We start from the raw sequence: 16378 nt of genomic DNA on the forward strand, positions 1-16378 counted from the left end.
TTACGTCCGTAGAGTGGTCGATAGCGTCAGCGCATTCCACGCATCTACGATATCCGAGCGGAAAAAGACAGCGGCAATGGCGGCCGCGGCCAAAAGCAGGAGAAGCAGCAGGGCGACGGTGAAGCCGGCACGGACCTGGCGCCAGAAACCGAAACGTCTCTTTACCGATGTCTCGATCTCGCGCACCCGTCGCAAGGCGTCGCTGTTGACGGCGGCAAGCCGGATCTCCGGCTCCATCGCCTCGACATAGGTCTCGGCATAACTCGAAAGTATATGCGAGGCACGGTCGCGCAGCGTGTTGCGCAGGTCGGTGGAGAAATAGTTGCTGGAAACGGCGGCAAGCTCGGCCTCGTTGGGCGATCGGCCGGCGTTGCGCTTGCGATAGCTGACGACGAAATCGCGTTTCTGTCGTTCGTAAAGCGCGTAGGCAAGCAGGCCGATCAGATCGTCTTCGCCTTCGATATAGAATTCCAGCACGGCTTCGGTGATGTCGTCGGCATTGATGCCGTTGGCGCGCAGCTGCGAATTCTCGTTGCCGGCAAGGAATTCATGGATCATCGGTCCAGCCTTTCTTTCAATGCCTTTGCCGCATTGGAAAGCGCTCTTTTATGGATGGTTGTGTCGACGCGGCGAATGATCGTTCCATCGGGAAGCCGGATGTCCGAGAAGGCAGGCAAGCCCTCTCTGGAGGGTCGCAGCGTATAGAACACCTTGCCTGGTTTTCGCGAAGCCGGCATCGAGCGCACTCCTGTTCCGCCCTTTCCATAAAGGGAAAATAAGGCGGGGGTATTACGGGTTCCAGCGCAGGAAATTCGCGATCAGGGCGAGGCCGAGCTTCTGGCTTTTTTCAGGGTGAAACTGGGCGCCAGCCATGTTGTCGCGCCCGACGAGGGCGGTCATCGGGCCGCCATAGTCGACGGTCGCAATGACATCCTCTGCATTTTCGGCGGCAAGATGGTAGGAATGGACGAAATAGGCGTGCAGTCCCTGCGGGCCTGTGGGAATACCGTCGAAGAGCGGGTGCTCGCGCCTGAGGTCCAGCGTATTCCAGCCGATCTGCGGGATCTTGAGCGCGGGATCGTCAGGCGTTATCTCGACGACGTCGCCGGATATCCAGCCGAAGCCCTTGGTCACGGTCTTTTCAAGACCGCGCGAGGACATCAGCTGCATGCCGACGCAGATGCCGAGAAACGGTCGCGCCTTCTTCTCGACCGCCTCGATCAGTACGTCGGTCATTCCGGGCACGGCATCGAGGCCACGCCGGCAATCGGCATAGGCGCCGACGCCGGGAAGCACGATGCGGTCGGCCGCGGCAACATCCTCCGCCTTGTCGGTGAGATCGATATGCGCATCGATACCCGCCTCACGGGCGGCGCGTTCGAAAGCCTTGGTCGCCGAACGCAGGTTGCCGGAACCGTAATCGATAATTGCGACGCGCATCGTCAGCGTCCTCCATCAAAACCAAAGAGACCAAGCGATGTAGCCTGGCCGCGCGGACTGTTTGCACCTGCTTTGTTCTGCCAGTCCGGTGTGACGGTGTCGTCATGATCCGCGGTGGCCGCCCTGTCCGAGAAATAAATCTGCTCGGCAATGTCGAGCTTATCGGCCGCAATGAGTGCGTCCTCGTTCCAACCTTTGGCGGCAAGAGTGCGGATGCGCCAGTTCTGACCCTCGAGGCCGACGATCATGTTCACGCCAAGCATGATTGCCACTCCCGCCGCCCACAGGCCCGGTTCATCCGTCAGCGCCCCGCCGATTGCCTGCAGCAGAAAAGCCGCGGCCGCATGCAGCCACAGCCGATGCGCCAGCAGCCAAATCCACGGAAACAACAGGCCGAGGAAGGTGAAGCCGTCGCGGATGGTTCGCGTCTCATCGGCCGTGGCGCTCGTGCCGCCGGGCGGCGTCAGGAAAATATAGCTGGATGTCATTGTCGTCGCTCCCTTGGGGGGCTCAGACGAGCGTGCCCTTCGTCGAGGGAACGCGGCCCGCCTGTCTCGGATCGATTTCTGTCGCCGCACGCAATGCGCGGGCGACGGCCTTGAAGCATGTCTCGGCAATATGGTGGTTGTTGGCACCATAATGGTTGAGAATGTGCAAGGTGATGCCGGCATTCTGGGCGAGCGCCTGGAAGAATTCCCGAACGAGCTCGGTGTCGAAGCTGCCGATCTTCGGCGCGCTGAAGGCAACGTTCCACACAAGGAACGGCCGGCCGGAAAGATCCACCGCCGCCTTGGTCATCGTCTCGTCCATGGCGAGGTCGATCGAGGCGTAACGCGTGATGCCGCGCCGGTCGCCGAGCGCCTTGGCGATCGCCTGGCCGATCGCAATGCCTGTATCCTCGACCGTATGGTGGTCGTCGATATGCAGATCGCCCTTGGCTTCGATCTCCATGTCGATCAGGGAATGTCGCGAAAGCTGGTCGAGCATATGGTCGAAGAAGCCGACGCCCGTCGAAATCTTCGATTTGCCAGTGCCGTCGAGATTGACGGAAACGGAAATCGAGGTCTCATTGGTCTTGCGGGAAACGCTGCCCGTGCGGCTTGCTGCAGTCTCGGCCATCCGGCCCTCCATCGGGAATAAGGCCGTTCCTTATCAGGCGTATCGGCAAATATCCAGAAGCCGGGGAAGAGAAAAGCCCGCCCATTTGCAATCGGCTCCGGCCTGCTTACATAGGGCTCAACAAGGACCCGTGTGTGGTCTCGCGTAAAAGCCCGCGTCACGGGCAGACAGGTGTTTTATGACAACAATTATTACAGTTCGAAAAGGCGGCAAGGTGGTGATGGCCGGTGACGGCCAGGTGAGCCTCGGCCAAACCGTCATGAAGGGCAATGCCCGCAAGGTGCGTCGCATCGGCAAGGGCGAGGTCGTCGCCGGTTTCGCCGGCGCCACGGCGGACGCCTTCACCCTGCTCGAAAGGCTTGAAAAGAAGCTGGAGCAGTATCCCGGCCAGCTGATGCGCGCCGCCGTCGAGCTCGCCAAGGACTGGCGCACCGACAAATACCTGCGTAATCTCGAGGCCATGATGCTGGTCGCCGACAAGTCGATCACGCTGGCAATCACCGGCAACGGCGATGTCCTCGAGCCCGAACATGGCACGACGGCGATCGGTTCCGGCGGCAATTTTGCATTCGCCGCCGCCCGCGCGCTGATGGATACCGACAAATCGGCCGAAGAGATTGCGCGCCGCGCTCTCGATATCGCCGCCGACATTTGCGTCTACACCAACCACAATATCGTGGTGGAATCGCTTGACGTCGAAGTCTGAATCCCAGGCTTTTCGGCTGCCGCCGCGGCTGATCTGCCGGGGCGAAATAACGACGAATTGCGGCCGGACGCCGATGGCTCCGGACCGCCAGGAGAATGATGCGCAATGACGACCTTTTCCCCCCGCGAGATTGTTTCCGAACTCGATCGCTACATCATCGGCCAGCATGACGCCAAACGCGCCGTCGCGATTGCGCTGCGCAATCGTTGGCGTCGCCAGCAGCTCGACCCGAGCCTGCGCGACGAAGTCATGCCGAAAAACATCCTGATGATCGGTCCGACCGGTGTCGGTAAGACCGAGATCTCGCGGCGCCTCGCAAAACTCGCCGGCGCCCCCTTCATCAAGGTCGAAGCCACCAAGTTCACCGAAGTCGGCTATGTCGGCCGTGATGTCGAGCAGATCATTCGCGATCTGGTCGAGGTCGGCATCGGCCTGGTGCGCGAGAAGAAGCGGGCCGAGGTGCAGGCCAAGGCGCATGTGAGCGCCGAAGAGCGCGTGCTCGATGCGCTGGTCGGCACGACCGCTTCGCCCGCCACGCGCGAAAACTTCCGCAAGAAGCTGAGGGACGGCGAACTCGACGACAAGGAAATCGATATCGAGGTGGCCGATGCCGGTTCCGGCATGGGTGGCTTCGAAATACCCGGCATGCCGGGCGCCAATATCGGCGTGCTCAACCTGTCGGAAATGTTCGGCAAGGCGATGGGCGGACGCACCAAAAAGGTCCGCACGACGGTTAAGGCCTCCTACACCGATCTGATCCGCGATGAATCCGACAAGCTGATCGACAACGAGGTGATCCAGCGCGAGGCCGTTCGCTCCACCGAGAATGACGGGATCGTCTTCCTCGACGAAATCGACAAGATCGCCGCCCGCGACGGCGGCATGGGTGCCGGCGTTTCGCGCGAAGGCGTCCAGCGCGACCTCCTGCCGCTCGTCGAAGGCACGACGGTCTCGACCAAATACGGGCCGGTCAAGACGGACCATATCCTCTTCATCGCCTCCGGCGCCTTCCATGTCTCCAAGCCGTCGGATCTGCTGCCGGAACTGCAGGGCCGCCTGCCGATCCGTGTCGAGCTGCGTCCGCTGAACAAGGAGGATTTCCGCCGGATCCTGACGGAAACCGAAGCAAGCCTCATTCGCCAGTATCGGGCGCTGATGGAAACCGAAAACCTGAGCCTCGATTTCACCGAGGATGCGATCGATGCACTCGCCGATGTCGCCGTGCATTTGAACTCCTCGGTCGAGAATATCGGCGCACGCCGCCTGCAGACGGTGATGGAGCGGGTCCTGGACGAGATTTCCTACAATGCGCCCGACCGGGCCGGGGCAGCCATCACGATCGATGCGGCCTATGTGCGCGAACATGTCGGCGATCTCGCGCAGAATACCGATTTGTCACGCTTCATTCTGTGATATCGGCGCACCGGTTCGTGGCTTTACCAGTGTGAATGCCGCAATGTGATGAACTCGACTATCGACAGCGGGCCTTTTCCTTTTTAGTGAAGGCCCGTTTTGTTTGCCGCTGCGGCTTTATTCGGCCAAGATTCTGGTCCAGTCAGCCGCATCGCGAACAGGACGATGAACGGACGGGATAGCGGATCGTGCGACGCCTTTTGACAAGCCTTTTGATTGCCGTTTCCCTGGTGAATTCGGCGCCGGCCTTCGCGATGCAGACGGTGCCGGCCGGCAATCGCCATGCCGAGCAGCCAGATATTCCAGGCGCTTCCGTCCGCCGCACCAAGGGCACCAAGAGCAGCTTCGATCTGAAATATGAAAAGGTCCATGACCTTCTCGCGACGGATCACGAGCTGATGGCCAAGATCCGCAAGGTCTCCAGCGCCTACGGCATCAACCCCATCCATGTCATCGGCGCCATCGTTGGCGAACATACCTATAATGTCGACGCCTACGACCGGCTGCAGGCCTATTATGTCAAGGCCGCCTCCTATGCCGGCGAAAGCTTCCGTTTCGCCTATGACGGCGAAAGCATCGACGATTTCGTCGCGCGGCCGCAATTTGCGCAGTGCAAGGGCAAGAGCGATTCCTACACGCTCTGGTCCTGCCGGGAGGATGTCTGGGAAAGCGATTTCCGCGGCAAGACGGTCGGCGGCGAGAGCTTCCCCAACAACCGCTTCAGTGCGGTCTTCTTCCAGCCCTTCTACGCCGGCCAGACCTTCGGACTCGGCCAAGTCAACCCGCTGACGGCGCTGATGCTCTCCGATCTCGTCTCCCGCGTCTCCGGCTATCCGAAGCTGAACGAGAAGAATGCGGGCGCCGTCTACAGGGCGATCATGGATCCCGACATCTCGCTTGCCTTCGTCGCCGCCTCGATTCGCAGGTCGATCGACGACTATAAGGAGATTGCCGGCATGGATATTTCGGGCAATCCCGGCCTCACGGCGACGCTTTACAATGTCGGCAATTCACGTCAGCGCGCTACCGCCCTTGCAGCGAAAAACCGTTCCGGCGGTGCGACGGTTTGGCCCGAGGAGAACTATTACGGCTGGCTGATCAACGACAAGCTGGACGAACTCAAGGGCCTGCTCTAGCTTCAAGCTTGCCGGGAAGACGGCGATCTTCCCCGAAAGGCTTTGACGATGGACATGCGTCCGGATCCCTTCGTTCCGCCGGCACCGCTGCCGCGCACCGTGCCACCGAGCCGGCTTGACATCATTCGCATCATCCTGCGCAACCCGCTCGAACTCTGGGGTGAGCCGTCCTACACGCTGCCCTGGATCAAGACGAGCTTCTTCGGGCAACATACCCTGATTGTCAACGATCCCGGCTTGATCAAGCATGTGCTGGTCGACAACGCAGCCAATTACCGCATGTCGGACATTCGCCAGCTGGTGCTGCGGCCGATCCTGCGTGACGGCCTGCTGACTGCCGAGGGCCAAGTCTGGAAGCGATCGCGAAAGGCGGTTGCCCCGGTCTTCACGCCGCGCCACGCGAAAGGTTTTGCCGGGCAGATGCTGCGGCAATCGGAAGATTTTGTCCGAAAGTATGAGAACGTCGATGCGGCTGGCCACATCTTCGATATCGCCACCGACATGACCGATCTGACCTTTGCTATCCTTGCCGAAACGCTTTTCTCCGGCGAAATCGTCTCGTCGAGCGGCCATTTTGCCGACGACGTCAATCAGCTTCTCCATCGCATGGGCCGCATCGACCCGATGGACCTGCTGCGGGCGCCCTCCTGGGTCCCGCGCCTGACCCGCATCGGCGGTCAGAAGGTACTGGAGAAATTCAGAGCGATCGTGCGCGACACCATGGATATGCGGCTTGCGAAGATGAAGGCCGATCGCGCCGCGGCCCCGGAGGATTTTCTGACGCTGCTCCTGGAACAGGCAGGCCCCGATGGTCTGACGAAGGCGGAAATCGAGGACAATATCCTGACCTTCATTGGCGCCGGCCATGAGACGACGGCGCGTGCGCTGGCCTGGACTCTCTATTGTGTCGCCAACAGCCCGCACATCCGCGAGGCGATGGAGAGGGAGATCGACGCCGTCCTTGCAACCGGCGCCGAGCCTGTGGAATGGCTGGATCTGATGCCGGTGACGCGGGCGGCCTTTGAAGAAGCTCTCAGGCTTTATCCGCCCGCGCCCTCGATCAATCGCGCCGCGATCGCCGATGACCTCTGGACAAATGCCAAGGGTGAAAAGATCGAAATACCGGCCGATATCACCGTGCTCATCATGCCATGGACGCTGCATCGCCACGAACTCTATTGGGAGAAGCCGCGTGCCTACATGCCGGAGCGTTTCCTGCCCGAAAACCGCGGCAGCATCGGCCGATTCCAGTTTCTGCCGTTCGGTGCCGGCCCGCGCGTCTGCATCGGCGCCACCTTCGCGCTGCAGGAGGCGGTGATCGCACTGGCTGTCATGATGCACCGTTTCCGTTTCGACCAGACGGAATCGACCAATCCCTGGCCGGTGCAGAAGCTGACGACGCAGCCGCAGAACGGGCTGCCGATGCGCGTGTCGCCGCGCACAATTTCCAGGAAAGCATAAATCTTTCGAATTATTGCGGAATTGACTGTGAATGAAAGCCGGGCAAAGTGGCAGCATTCATAGGCGCTGCCAGGGAGAATGTCGCATGAGCCGCATTGACAAGAACGGTCTTGCCATCGAAACCGTCCTTCATGATTTCCTGACCCGGGAGGTTCTGCCGGGCCTGGCGATCGATGCGGACAAGTTCTTTGCCGACTTTTCGGCGATCGTCCACGATCTCGCCCCACGTAACCGCGCGCTGCTGGCCAAGCGGGACGAGCTGCAGACCAAGATCGACGATTGGTATCGCCGGCATGGCGCTCCGTCGGATATGGACGAATATCAGTCCTTTCTTCGCAGCATCGGTTACCTCCTGCCGGAAGGATCGGACTTCCAGGTCTCAACCGAAAACGTCGATCCCGAGATCGCCTCGATCGCCGGTCCGCAGCTCGTCGTTCCCGTGATGAATGCCCGTTACGCGCTGAACGCCGCGAATGCCCGCTGGGGCTCCCTCTACGACGCGCTCTACGGCACCGACGCCATTCCCGAGAGCGACGGTGCCGAGAAGGGCAAGGGTTACAATCCGAAGCGCGGCGAGAAAGTCATCGCCTGGGTGCGCGATTTCCTCGACGCGGCGGTGCCGCTGCAGGACGGGAGCTGGAAGGACGTCGGCGGCCTTTCCGTCCAGGATGGAGCGCTTGTCGTCCGATCCACCGACGGCGAACAGCTGATGGTGAGAGAGAACGGGCATTTTGCCGGCTATCGCGGCGATGCGGCCGCTCCGACGCATATCCTCCTGAGGAACAACGGCATTCACATCGAGATCGTCATCGATGCGGCGACGGCGATCGGCAAGGCCGATCCGGCCCACATTTCCGATGTCTGGCTGGAATCGGCGATCACCACGATCATGGACTGCGAGGATTCGATTGCTGCCGTCGATGCCGAGGACAAGGTCGTCGTCTACCGCAACTGGCTCGGCCTGATGAAGGGTGATTTGCAGGAAGAAGTGGCGAAGGGCGGGACGAGCTTCGTGCGCAAGCTCAACCCGGACCTGGACTATCTCGGCCCGGATGGCGCGTCCTTCGAGGTGCATCGCCGTTCATTGATGCTGGTGCGCAATGTCGGCCATCTCATGACCAACCCGGCCATCCTCGATAAAGACGGCAACGAAGTGCCTGAGGGCATCATGGATGCCGTCATCACAGGCCTGATCGCGCTTTACGATATTGGTCCGGCCGGCCGAAAGAAGAACTCGCGCACCGGCTCCATCTATGTCGTAAAGCCGAAGATGCATGGACCTGAAGAAGTCGCCTTCGCCGTCGAGATCTTTTCCCGGGTAGAAGATGCGCTCGGCATGCCGCGCAACACCATCAAGATGGGCATCATGGATGAGGAGCGCCGCACGACGGTCAATCTCAAGGAGTGCATCCGCGCCGCCCGTGAGCGTGTCGTCTTCATCAATACCGGCTTCCTCGACCGCACCGGCGACGAGATTCACACCTCGATGGAAGCCGGTCCGATGATTCGCAAAGGCGACATGCGCCAGGCAGCCTGGATATCGGCCTATGAGAACTGGAATGTCGATATCGGCCTTGAATGCGGACTCTCCGGCCACGCCCAGATCGGCAAGGGCATGTGGGCGATGCCGGATCTGATGGCGGCGATGCTGGAACAGAAGATCGCTCACCCCAAGGCCGGCGCCAACACCGCCTGGGTTCCGTCGCCGACGGCTGCAACCCTGCATGCCACCCATTATCACCGCGTCAATGTCGCCAAAATCCAGCAGGGGTTGAAGGATCGGGCGCGCGCCAGGCTTTCCGACATTCTCTCAGTGCCGGTTGCGGTCCGTCCGAACTGGACGCCGCAGGAAATCCAGCGAGAACTCGACAACAATGCCCAGGGCATCCTCGGCTATGTCGTGCGCTGGATCGATCAGGGCGTCGGCTGCTCGAAGGTCCCCGACATCAACAATGTCGGCTTGATGGAGGATCGCGCGACGTTGCGCATTTCTGCCCAGCACATGGCGAACTGGCTGCATCACAAAGTCGTCGGCGAAGCTCAGATCGTAGAGACGATGAAGCGGATGGCTGTCGTCGTCGACCGGCAGAACGAGTCCGACCCGGCCTACCGGCCGATGGCTGGCAATTTCGACGAGTCGATCGCCTTCCAGGCCGCCCTCGATCTCGTGCTGAAGGGCAGGGAGCAGCCGAACGGCTATACCGAGCCGGTGCTTCACCGCCGCCGCCTCGAGCTCAAGGCAAAGCAGACCGCGTGACAGCGAATGCAAAAGGCCGCCGGAACGACAGTCCGGCGGCCTTTTTTATACCGAATTCAGTATTTACCTTACTGGATGACGATGACCTTGGAGGTCCCCTTGCCGGGACGCACGCGACTATAGAGGTCGATGACGTCCTGGTTCATCAGGCGAATGCAGCCCGAAGAAGCGGCAGTGCCGATCGAAGCCCATTCCGGCGTGCCGTGCAGGCGGAAGAGCGTGTCCTTACCGTCCTCGTTGAAGAGATACATGGCGCGGGCGCCGAGCGGATTGCTGAGGCCAGGCCCCATACCGTCTTCGACATATTTGGCGACGTCGGGACGGCGGACGGCCATTTCCTTCGGCGGGTGCCAGGTCGGCCATTCCTGCTTCCAGGCGACGTAGGCGGTGCCGGCCCATGCGAAGCCCTGCTTGCCGACGCCGATGCCGTAGCGCATCGCCTTGCCGTTGGGGAGGATGTAATAGAGGAAGCGCTCGCGCGTGTTGACGATGATCGTTCCGGGGCGCTCCGTGGTCTGGTAGCTGACGACTTGGCGGCGGAACTGCGGCTTGACCCGGCTGATCGGGATCGCCGGCAGCGAGTATCCGGCATCCTTCGTCACGCCATAGGCGTCATCGAAGATCTGGGCCGTCTGTACCGTCGGGCCGGCGCCCTTGTCGTCGACGGAGGCGCTGTCTGAGGTTGTGGAGCAACCAGCCAGAGCGAGCGTCGTCAGCAGGCCAAATACAGGGAATGCATTGCGGATGCGCATGAATGACTCTTGAAGTTTTAGGGCAAGGAGAACGGTTTTTCGACCATCATTGATTATGGTTTATTTTCGATTAACTTGCGCTTTGCAAGACTGCTGCAGCGCGACGAATTCGTCTGTTGCGCAAATTAAAAGTGCATGGCTTTTTTGCAACAACACGCCTGGCCCCGCGACGGTTATCCATGACGATTTTGAGCGTTTACAATAACAATCCGTTAATCGATGGCCGGCAATCGGACAGGGCCATGATGGTGCGACGCGGCACGCAGATATTGCTGCATGAAATGCGCCATGCCGTGCTGCCCGAACTGCCGCTCGCCAGCGGCCGCCGAGCGGATCTGATCACGCTTTCGGAAAAGGGCGAGGTCTGGATTATCGAAATCAAGACGTCGATCGAGGATTTCCGGGTGGATCGCAAATGGCCGGAATATAGGCTGCATTGCGACCGCCTGTTCTTTGCCACGCATAAGGACGTGCCGCTCGACATCTTTCCCGACGAGTGCGGGCTTTTCCTTTCGGATGGCTACGGCGCCCACATGCTTCGCGAGGCGCCGGAACATCGCATGGCGCCTGCCACGCGCAAATCGGTCACGCTCAACTTCTCCCGCGCCGCCGCGCAAAGGCTGATGATGGCCGAATGGGCCAACGGAAAACCGTTCACCGTGGACGACGTTTGACGGTTGCTTGCTTATTTCGGCGCGCGTTTCGCAAGGATGCGCTGCAGCGTCCGGCGATGCATATTGAGCCGGCGCGCCGTTTCCGAAACATTGCGCTCGCACATTTCATAGACCCGCTGGATGTGTTCCCAGCGTACCCGATCGGCCGACATTGGATTTTCGGGAAGCTCGGCTTTTTCACCTGGCCGTTGCGTCAGCGCCGAAAAGACGTCGTCGGCATCCGCAGGCTTTGCCAAATAGTCGACGGCGCCGAGTTTTACGGCGGTCACCGCCGTTGCGATATTGCCGTAGCCGGTCAAAACGATGATCCGCGTGTCGTCGCGCCGCTGGCGGATCGCTTCGATGACGTCGAGCCCATTGCCGTCGCCGAGGCGAAGGTCGACCACAGCATATTTAGGCGGCCGGCCTTTCGATTTCGCAACGCCCTCCGCCACTGATTCGGCCGTCTCCACCTCAAAGCCGCGCGTCTCCATCGCCCGGGCGAGGCGGCGCAGGAACGGCCCGTCGTCGTCGACGATCAGCAAGCTGGCGTCAGGCCCGATATGGTCTTCATCCGACGCGGCGAAATTTTCATGATTCTGTTCTGTCATCGTCCCGGGTCCCGACGGTTGAGCGCCCGATCTTGGTCAACCGTTTTTCATTCTACTTATGCCCATAAACTCATTTTGTCGAATTTGCGTCGATCAGCATCCGCGGCCATTCGATGCGGATGCGCGCGCCGGCTTTTTCCGGCTCGCGGTTCTCGAAAATCAGCGATGCGCCCGAGCGTTCCAGCAGCGTCTTGGCGATGAAAAGTCCGAGCCCAAGGCCGCCGGCCGTATCTTCCTTCTGCCTTTTGGTCACATAGGGCTCGCCGATTCGCGTCAGTATGTCAGGCGAATAGCCATTGCCGTCGTCCTCGATGACGATCAGCACTTTGTCGTGATCGTGCTCGACGGTGACGGTCACTTTCTCCCTGGCATAATCGACGGCATTTTCGATGAGGTTGCCGAGCCCGTACATGATGCCGGCATTGCGGTCGGTGACCGGCTCGCCCTTGCGCGGGCTTTTTTCGATGAGCTCAAGAGTGATGCCGAATTCCCGGTGCGGCGCGACAACCTCTTCGATCATCGAGGAAAGCGGCAGGCGGCGCATATGCGCCTCGCCGTCGGAGGAGAGGGTCGTCAACCGCCGCAGGATGTCACGGCAGCGTTCGCTCTGGCTTCGCAGCAGCATCACATCCTCGCGGAAACGGTCGTCGTCCTTGAGTTCCCGCTCCATTTCCTTGGCGACGACGCTGATCGTCGCAAGCGGGGTGCCAAGCTCGTGTGCGGCGGCGGCGGCCAGTCCGTCGAGCTGTGACAGGTGCTTTTCCCGCTGCAGGACCAGTTCGGTCGCCGCCAGCGCATCGGCCAGCTGGCTCGCCTCCATCGAAACGCGATAGGCGTAAAAAGCGGCGAAGGCCATCGTCGAGGCGATCGAGCACCAGACGCCGAACTGCATGACATTGTGCACATTGATCTCGGCCCCGTCGAACCAGGGCAGCGGAAAGGGTGAAAAGGCAAGCACCGTGATGCAGACCATCGCAAAGCCGATCAGCGCCGTGCTGTAGCGGATCGGCTGCGAGGCAAACGAGATGATGACCGGCACGCAAACGAGGGCGGCGAACGGATTAGCAAGGCCGCCGGTGATGAAGAGCAGCGCGCAAAGTTGCAGCAGGTCAAAGCCGAGCAGCGCGAAGGCGGCCGGCGGCTCCAGCCGATGCGTCGGCGGATAGCGGATCGTCAGATAGAAGTTGACCCAGGCAAGCGCGGCGATCAGCGAGGAACTGGCGATCAGCGGCAAGGGAAACTTCAGCCAGAAGGCCACAATGAACACCGTCAGCGCCTGGCCGCCGACGGCAAGCCAGCGCAGCCGCACCAGCGTCTGCAAACGCAGCCTGCGGCTGCTGTGCCGATCTTCCAGCGACTGGCTGTCCGTCTTGTCGATCATGCCAGGCTTGTCGATCATGCCGGGGCTCCTTGATGGCTCTCATGTACCACGTGGTTTTGCCCGTGTCGTCGGCAACGCCTCTTCCGGCCGCTCCGGCCAGGGATGCCGGGGATAGCGCCCGCGCATCTCGGCGCGTACGTCCTTCCATGAGCCGGCCCAGAAGCCGGGGAGATCGCGTGTCGTCTGGATCGGCCGGTGCGCCGGCGATGTCAGTTCGAGGAGCAGCGGCAGACGGCCTCCGGCGATCGCCGGGTGCTGCTTGAGCCCGAACAGCTCTTGCACGCGGATCGTCAAGACCGGCTCCTCGCCCTCATATTGGATCGGATGCCTTTGGCCGGTCGGCGCCTCGAAATGCGTCGGGGCAAGCCGGCTAAGATCGCGCTGCAATTCGTGTGGCACCAGCGACATCAGCCCGTTCGAAAGCCCTGCCGGGGAAATCTCAGAGAGGCTTCGGGCCTCCCCCTGAAAGGGAGCGAACCATTCCTCCATTCGCGAAAGCAGGGCGGCGTCGCTGACGTCAGGCCAGGGATCGCCGATCGTTCTATGGAGGAAATCGATCCGCTCACGCAGCTGGATGGCATCCTTCGAGAAGGCAAGCTGATCGAGTCCCAGTTCGCGCACGCCTTCCATCAGCGTCTGAGTGACGGCTTCCCCGGAAGGACGCGGCAAGGGCGTCTCGTCGAAGACGATTGCGCCGAGCCGGGTTGCCCGCCGCGCCCGCACCTGGCGGCTCTGCCGGTCGAAGAATATCTGGTCGTCGGTTCTGATTTCGCCGGGCAGTTCGGCTTCGATATTGCCGCGCGTCACTTCGGCTGCCGCCAGGATCCGCGCCTGCGCCGCCCGGCCGGTAAGATCGGCGATCACAAGCATCTGGCTGCCGGCCAGCCTCTCGGTGTCCGCCAGTTCGGCCCCCCGCCCGTTGGCCATCACGAATCGTCCGCGCGCGCCGCGCTGAAGTGCGATTCGATCCGGGAAGGCATGCAGCAGCAGCTGGCCCGCAAGCGCCGGCGCCGTTGCGCCAACTTGGTCAAGCCCGCTCGCCAGCCGCCCTGCCAGCCGTCGCGCCGCCTCGGCTCTTTCGCCGCGCTCGGCCTTGAAGCGCCGCAGCCGCTCCTCGATATCGAGGCTCGTCCCGCCAAGCCCCTGCTCGGTGAGAAGAACGGCGATCATCGCAGCCTCCCGGGCATGTCCGATTTCGCCCGCCGAGACCACCATGGCCGCAAGCCGTGGCGGCAGGGCGAGATCGCGCATCACCTTGCCCCGCGCTGTCAGCGCCCCGTCCTTGTCGAGCGCGCCAAGCTGACCGAGCAGCGCCCGCGCTTCCCTAAGCGTCGTTTCCGGCGGCTGATCGACAAAAGCGAGGGATCGCGGATCCTGGACACCCCAATGCGCGAGATCGAGCACCAGCCCGGAAAGATCGCTGGAGAGGATCTGCGGCGGCGTGAAGGCCGGCAGTGCCGCCGTCTGTCCCTGGTGCCACAGCCTGACGGCGATACCCGGTTCGGTTCGCCCGGCGCGGCCAGCCCGCTGATCGGCAGAGGCCCGCGACGCGCGCACCGTCTCCAGCCGGGTGATGCCGGTCGACGCCTCGAATACCGGCAGGCGTTGCAATCCGCTGTCGATCACGATCCTCACGCCGTCGATGGTGATCGAGGTTTCGGCAATCGACGTCGCAAGCACGATCTTGCGCGTTCCCTTCACCGCCGGTCGAATCGCGGCATCCTGCTCCTTCTGGCCGAGATTGCCATAAAGCGGCGCAATCAGCGTTTCCGGTCCGAAACGTCCCTGCAGCCGCTCTGCGGTCCGCGTGATCTCAGCCTGGCCGGGCAGGAAAGCGAGGATCGAGCCGGTTTCGTTGGCGTGCGCGTCGATAATCGCGCGCGTCACGGCATCTTCGATGCGCTCACCGCCCGGCCGATCCTGATAACGGAGATCGACCGGAAAGCTGCGCCCCAGGCTTTCGATGACAGGGGGCTCCTTAAGCAGGTCGGCCACACGGTCGACGTCGAGCGTTGCCGACATCACTAGGATGCGCAGATCCTCGCGGAGCGCCGATTGAACGTCGAGCGCCAGCGCCAGCCCGAAATCGGCATCGAGTGAACGCTCGTGGAATTCGTCGAAGATCACGACCGAGATTCCGGCCAGCTCCGGATCGTCGAGGACCATCCGGGCAAACACCCCTTCCGTTACCACCTCGATCCGTGTCGCTGCCGATATCCTGTTGTCGAGGCGCATGCGATAACCGACCGTGCCGCCAACCTGCTCGCCGAGCAGTGACGCCATCCGGCTTGCCGCCGCTCGCGCCGCCAGCCGCCGCGGCTCCAGCAAGATGATCTTGCCGTCGCCGCGCCAGACCTGGTCGAGCAGGTAAAGCGGCACAAGTGTCGTTTTGCCCGCGCCGGGCGGCGCCGAAAGAACGGCACGTTTCTGCTCGGCCAAGGCTACGCCGATGGCCGGCAGGACATGCGAAACCGGAAGTTCCGGCAATGATGCACTGATTGTCACTTTCGGCCCGTCACCGTTTCATAGGCAAGGATAGCCCCGGCGAGATCCTCGAGTGCGGCGCCGACCGATTTGAACAGCGTGATTTCGGCGTCATGGCTCCGCCCGCTCCGGGCGCCGCTGACGAGTTCTGCAAGCTCCGCCTTTATGCCGTCCTCCTTCAGCACGCCGCTTTTCAGCGGCTGGACGATATCGCCTGCCTCAGTGAGGGCGCCGGCCCGGGTATCGACATAGACGCTGGCGCGACGGATGGCCTCGTCGTCGCTTTCGCGCATGTTCGGCTTGAAGGCGCCGACGAGATCGAGATGGGCGCCGGGTTTCAGCCATTCGCCTGAGATCAGCGGCTCGTTGGAAAGCGTGGCGCAGGAAATGATATCGGCCGTCCGGGCTGCGGCCTCGGCGTTCTCGACCGCTTCGGCATTCAGACCGAGCGCTCGTGCCTCGGCCGCGATCTTTTCCGCTGCCTGTCCATTGCGGCCCCAGATGCGGTACCTCTTGATCGGCCGGGTCGTACGATGGGCGAGCATCAGGTTGAGGGACAGCCGGCCGGTTCCGCAGATGAGCATCTCCTCTGCGTCTGGTCGGGCGAGATAGCGGGCCGCCAGCGCCGATGCCGCCGCCGTCCGTCGCGCCGTCAGCTCGCCGCCGTCGATTGCGGCCAGCATCTCGCCGGTGGCGCCGGAGGAAAGAAGATAGGTTCCGAAGATCGCCGGCAGGCCCCGCCGCATGTTGCCGGGAAAAACCGAGACGGTCTTCACCCCGGCATAGCGCCCGGGAACCCAGGCGGGCATCAGAAGCAGCGTGGCGCTCTCCTCGCCCGGCACCTCCATATCATGGTGATGGCGCACCGGCATCACGCAGTCGCTCTGGAACATGCGGGCGATCGCCTCGATCAGGTCCGGCCAGGGCAGGGCCGCGCGCGTCTGTTCTTCATCGAGGACAAGCAT

The 16378-nt window shown here is 62.0% G+C and carries 16 protein-coding genes; 6 read left to right on the forward strand and 10 right to left on the reverse strand.

Translation table 11 applies throughout. The features are described 5' to 3' along the window. The 5 genes from J0663_RS08880 to hisB are packed head-to-tail and all read right to left on the reverse strand — an operon-like array spanning position 1 to position 2559. On the reverse strand, positions 1 to 558 hold the full coding sequence (locus J0663_RS08880; RefSeq protein WP_207244037.1) for a hypothetical protein: 558 nt from the start codon (positions 556 to 558) through the stop codon (positions 1 to 3). Beyond that, entirely contained in the window at positions 555 to 737 is a 183-nt protein-coding gene (locus J0663_RS08885; protein ID WP_207244038.1) for a hypothetical protein, read from the reverse strand. Before J0663_RS08885 ends, J0663_RS08880 begins: the two co-directional genes overlap by 4 nt. Before the next feature lie 52 nt (positions 738 to 789). Then, on the reverse strand, positions 790 to 1440 hold the full coding sequence (gene hisH, locus J0663_RS08890; protein WP_207244039.1) for an imidazole glycerol phosphate synthase subunit HisH: 651 nt from the start codon (positions 1438 to 1440) through the stop codon (positions 790 to 792). Positions 1441 to 1442: 2 nt separating this feature from the next. Next, complete coding sequence (locus J0663_RS08895; protein ID WP_207244040.1) at positions 1443 to 1928, reverse strand: DUF2628 domain-containing protein; 486 nt, start codon at positions 1926 to 1928, stop codon at positions 1443 to 1445. Positions 1929 to 1950: 22 nt separating this feature from the next. Beyond that, positions 1951 to 2559 (reverse strand): imidazoleglycerol-phosphate dehydratase HisB, encoded by a 609-nt coding sequence (gene hisB / locus J0663_RS08900; protein WP_207244041.1) that lies wholly within the window; start codon positions 2557 to 2559, stop codon positions 1951 to 1953. A gap of 178 nt (positions 2560 to 2737) precedes the next feature. On the opposite strand from hisB, the gene hslV reads away from it, so the two are divergent. The 5 genes from hslV (at position 2738) to J0663_RS08925 (ending at position 9532) form a co-directional block, all read left to right on the forward strand. Next, positions 2738 to 3265, forward strand: coding sequence for an ATP-dependent protease subunit HslV (gene hslV, locus J0663_RS08905; protein WP_064708199.1), 528 nt, complete (start codon positions 2738 to 2740; stop codon positions 3263 to 3265). Positions 3266 to 3370: 105 nt separating this feature from the next. Beyond that, positions 3371 to 4678 (forward strand): ATP-dependent protease ATPase subunit HslU, encoded by a 1308-nt coding sequence (gene hslU, locus J0663_RS08910; RefSeq protein WP_207244042.1) that lies wholly within the window; start codon positions 3371 to 3373, stop codon positions 4676 to 4678. Between the two features lie 188 nt (positions 4679 to 4866). After that, positions 4867 to 5814, forward strand: coding sequence for a DUF1402 family protein (locus J0663_RS08915; protein WP_207244043.1), 948 nt, complete (start codon positions 4867 to 4869; stop codon positions 5812 to 5814). Positions 5815 to 5862: 48 nt separating this feature from the next. Next, a complete protein-coding gene (locus J0663_RS08920) occupies positions 5863 to 7275 on the forward strand; it encodes a cytochrome P450 (protein ID WP_207244044.1) in 1413 nt (470 codons plus the stop codon). Positions 7276 to 7360: 85 nt separating this feature from the next. After that, positions 7361 to 9532 (forward strand): malate synthase G, encoded by a 2172-nt coding sequence (locus J0663_RS08925; protein WP_207244045.1) that lies wholly within the window; start codon positions 7361 to 7363, stop codon positions 9530 to 9532. A 68-nt stretch (positions 9533 to 9600) separates the two neighbouring features. Here J0663_RS08925 and J0663_RS08930 read toward each other — a convergent pair whose 3' ends face one another. After that, positions 9601 to 10284 (reverse strand): L,D-transpeptidase, encoded by a 684-nt coding sequence (locus J0663_RS08930; protein ID WP_207244046.1) that lies wholly within the window; start codon positions 10282 to 10284, stop codon positions 9601 to 9603. Between the two features lie 179 nt (positions 10285 to 10463). On the opposite strand from J0663_RS08930, the gene J0663_RS08935 reads away from it, so the two are divergent. Further along, complete coding sequence (locus J0663_RS08935; protein ID WP_207244047.1) at positions 10464 to 10958, forward strand: MmcB family DNA repair protein; 495 nt, start codon at positions 10464 to 10466, stop codon at positions 10956 to 10958. Positions 10959 to 10969: 11 nt separating this feature from the next. Here J0663_RS08935 and J0663_RS08940 read toward each other — a convergent pair whose 3' ends face one another. From J0663_RS08940 to lhpI, 4 genes are all read right to left on the reverse strand, one after another. Beyond that, the gene (locus tag J0663_RS08940) at positions 10970 to 11548 is read right to left on the reverse strand and encodes an ActR/PrrA/RegA family redox response regulator transcription factor (protein ID WP_207244048.1); all 579 of its coding nucleotides are present in this window, start codon (positions 11546 to 11548) and stop codon (positions 10970 to 10972) included. Between the two features lie 70 nt (positions 11549 to 11618). Then, complete coding sequence (locus tag J0663_RS08945) at positions 11619 to 12947, reverse strand: ActS/PrrB/RegB family redox-sensitive histidine kinase (protein ID WP_207244049.1); 1329 nt, start codon at positions 12945 to 12947, stop codon at positions 11619 to 11621. A gap of 21 nt (positions 12948 to 12968) precedes the next feature. Beyond that, on the reverse strand, positions 12969 to 15434 hold the full coding sequence (gene hrpB, locus J0663_RS08950; protein WP_207244050.1) for an ATP-dependent helicase HrpB: 2466 nt from the start codon (positions 15432 to 15434) through the stop codon (positions 12969 to 12971). Then, positions 15431 to 16378: a bifunctional Delta(1)-pyrroline-2-carboxylate/Delta(1)-piperideine-2-carboxylate reductase gene (lhpI, locus tag J0663_RS08955; RefSeq protein ID WP_207244051.1), complete on the reverse strand. Its 948-nt coding sequence runs from the start codon at positions 16376 to 16378 to the stop codon at positions 15431 to 15433. Before lhpI ends, hrpB begins: the two co-directional genes overlap by 4 nt.

Source organism: Rhizobium lentis (assembly GCF_017352135.1).
GTDB lineage: Bacteria > Pseudomonadota > Alphaproteobacteria > Rhizobiales > Rhizobiaceae > Rhizobium > Rhizobium lentis.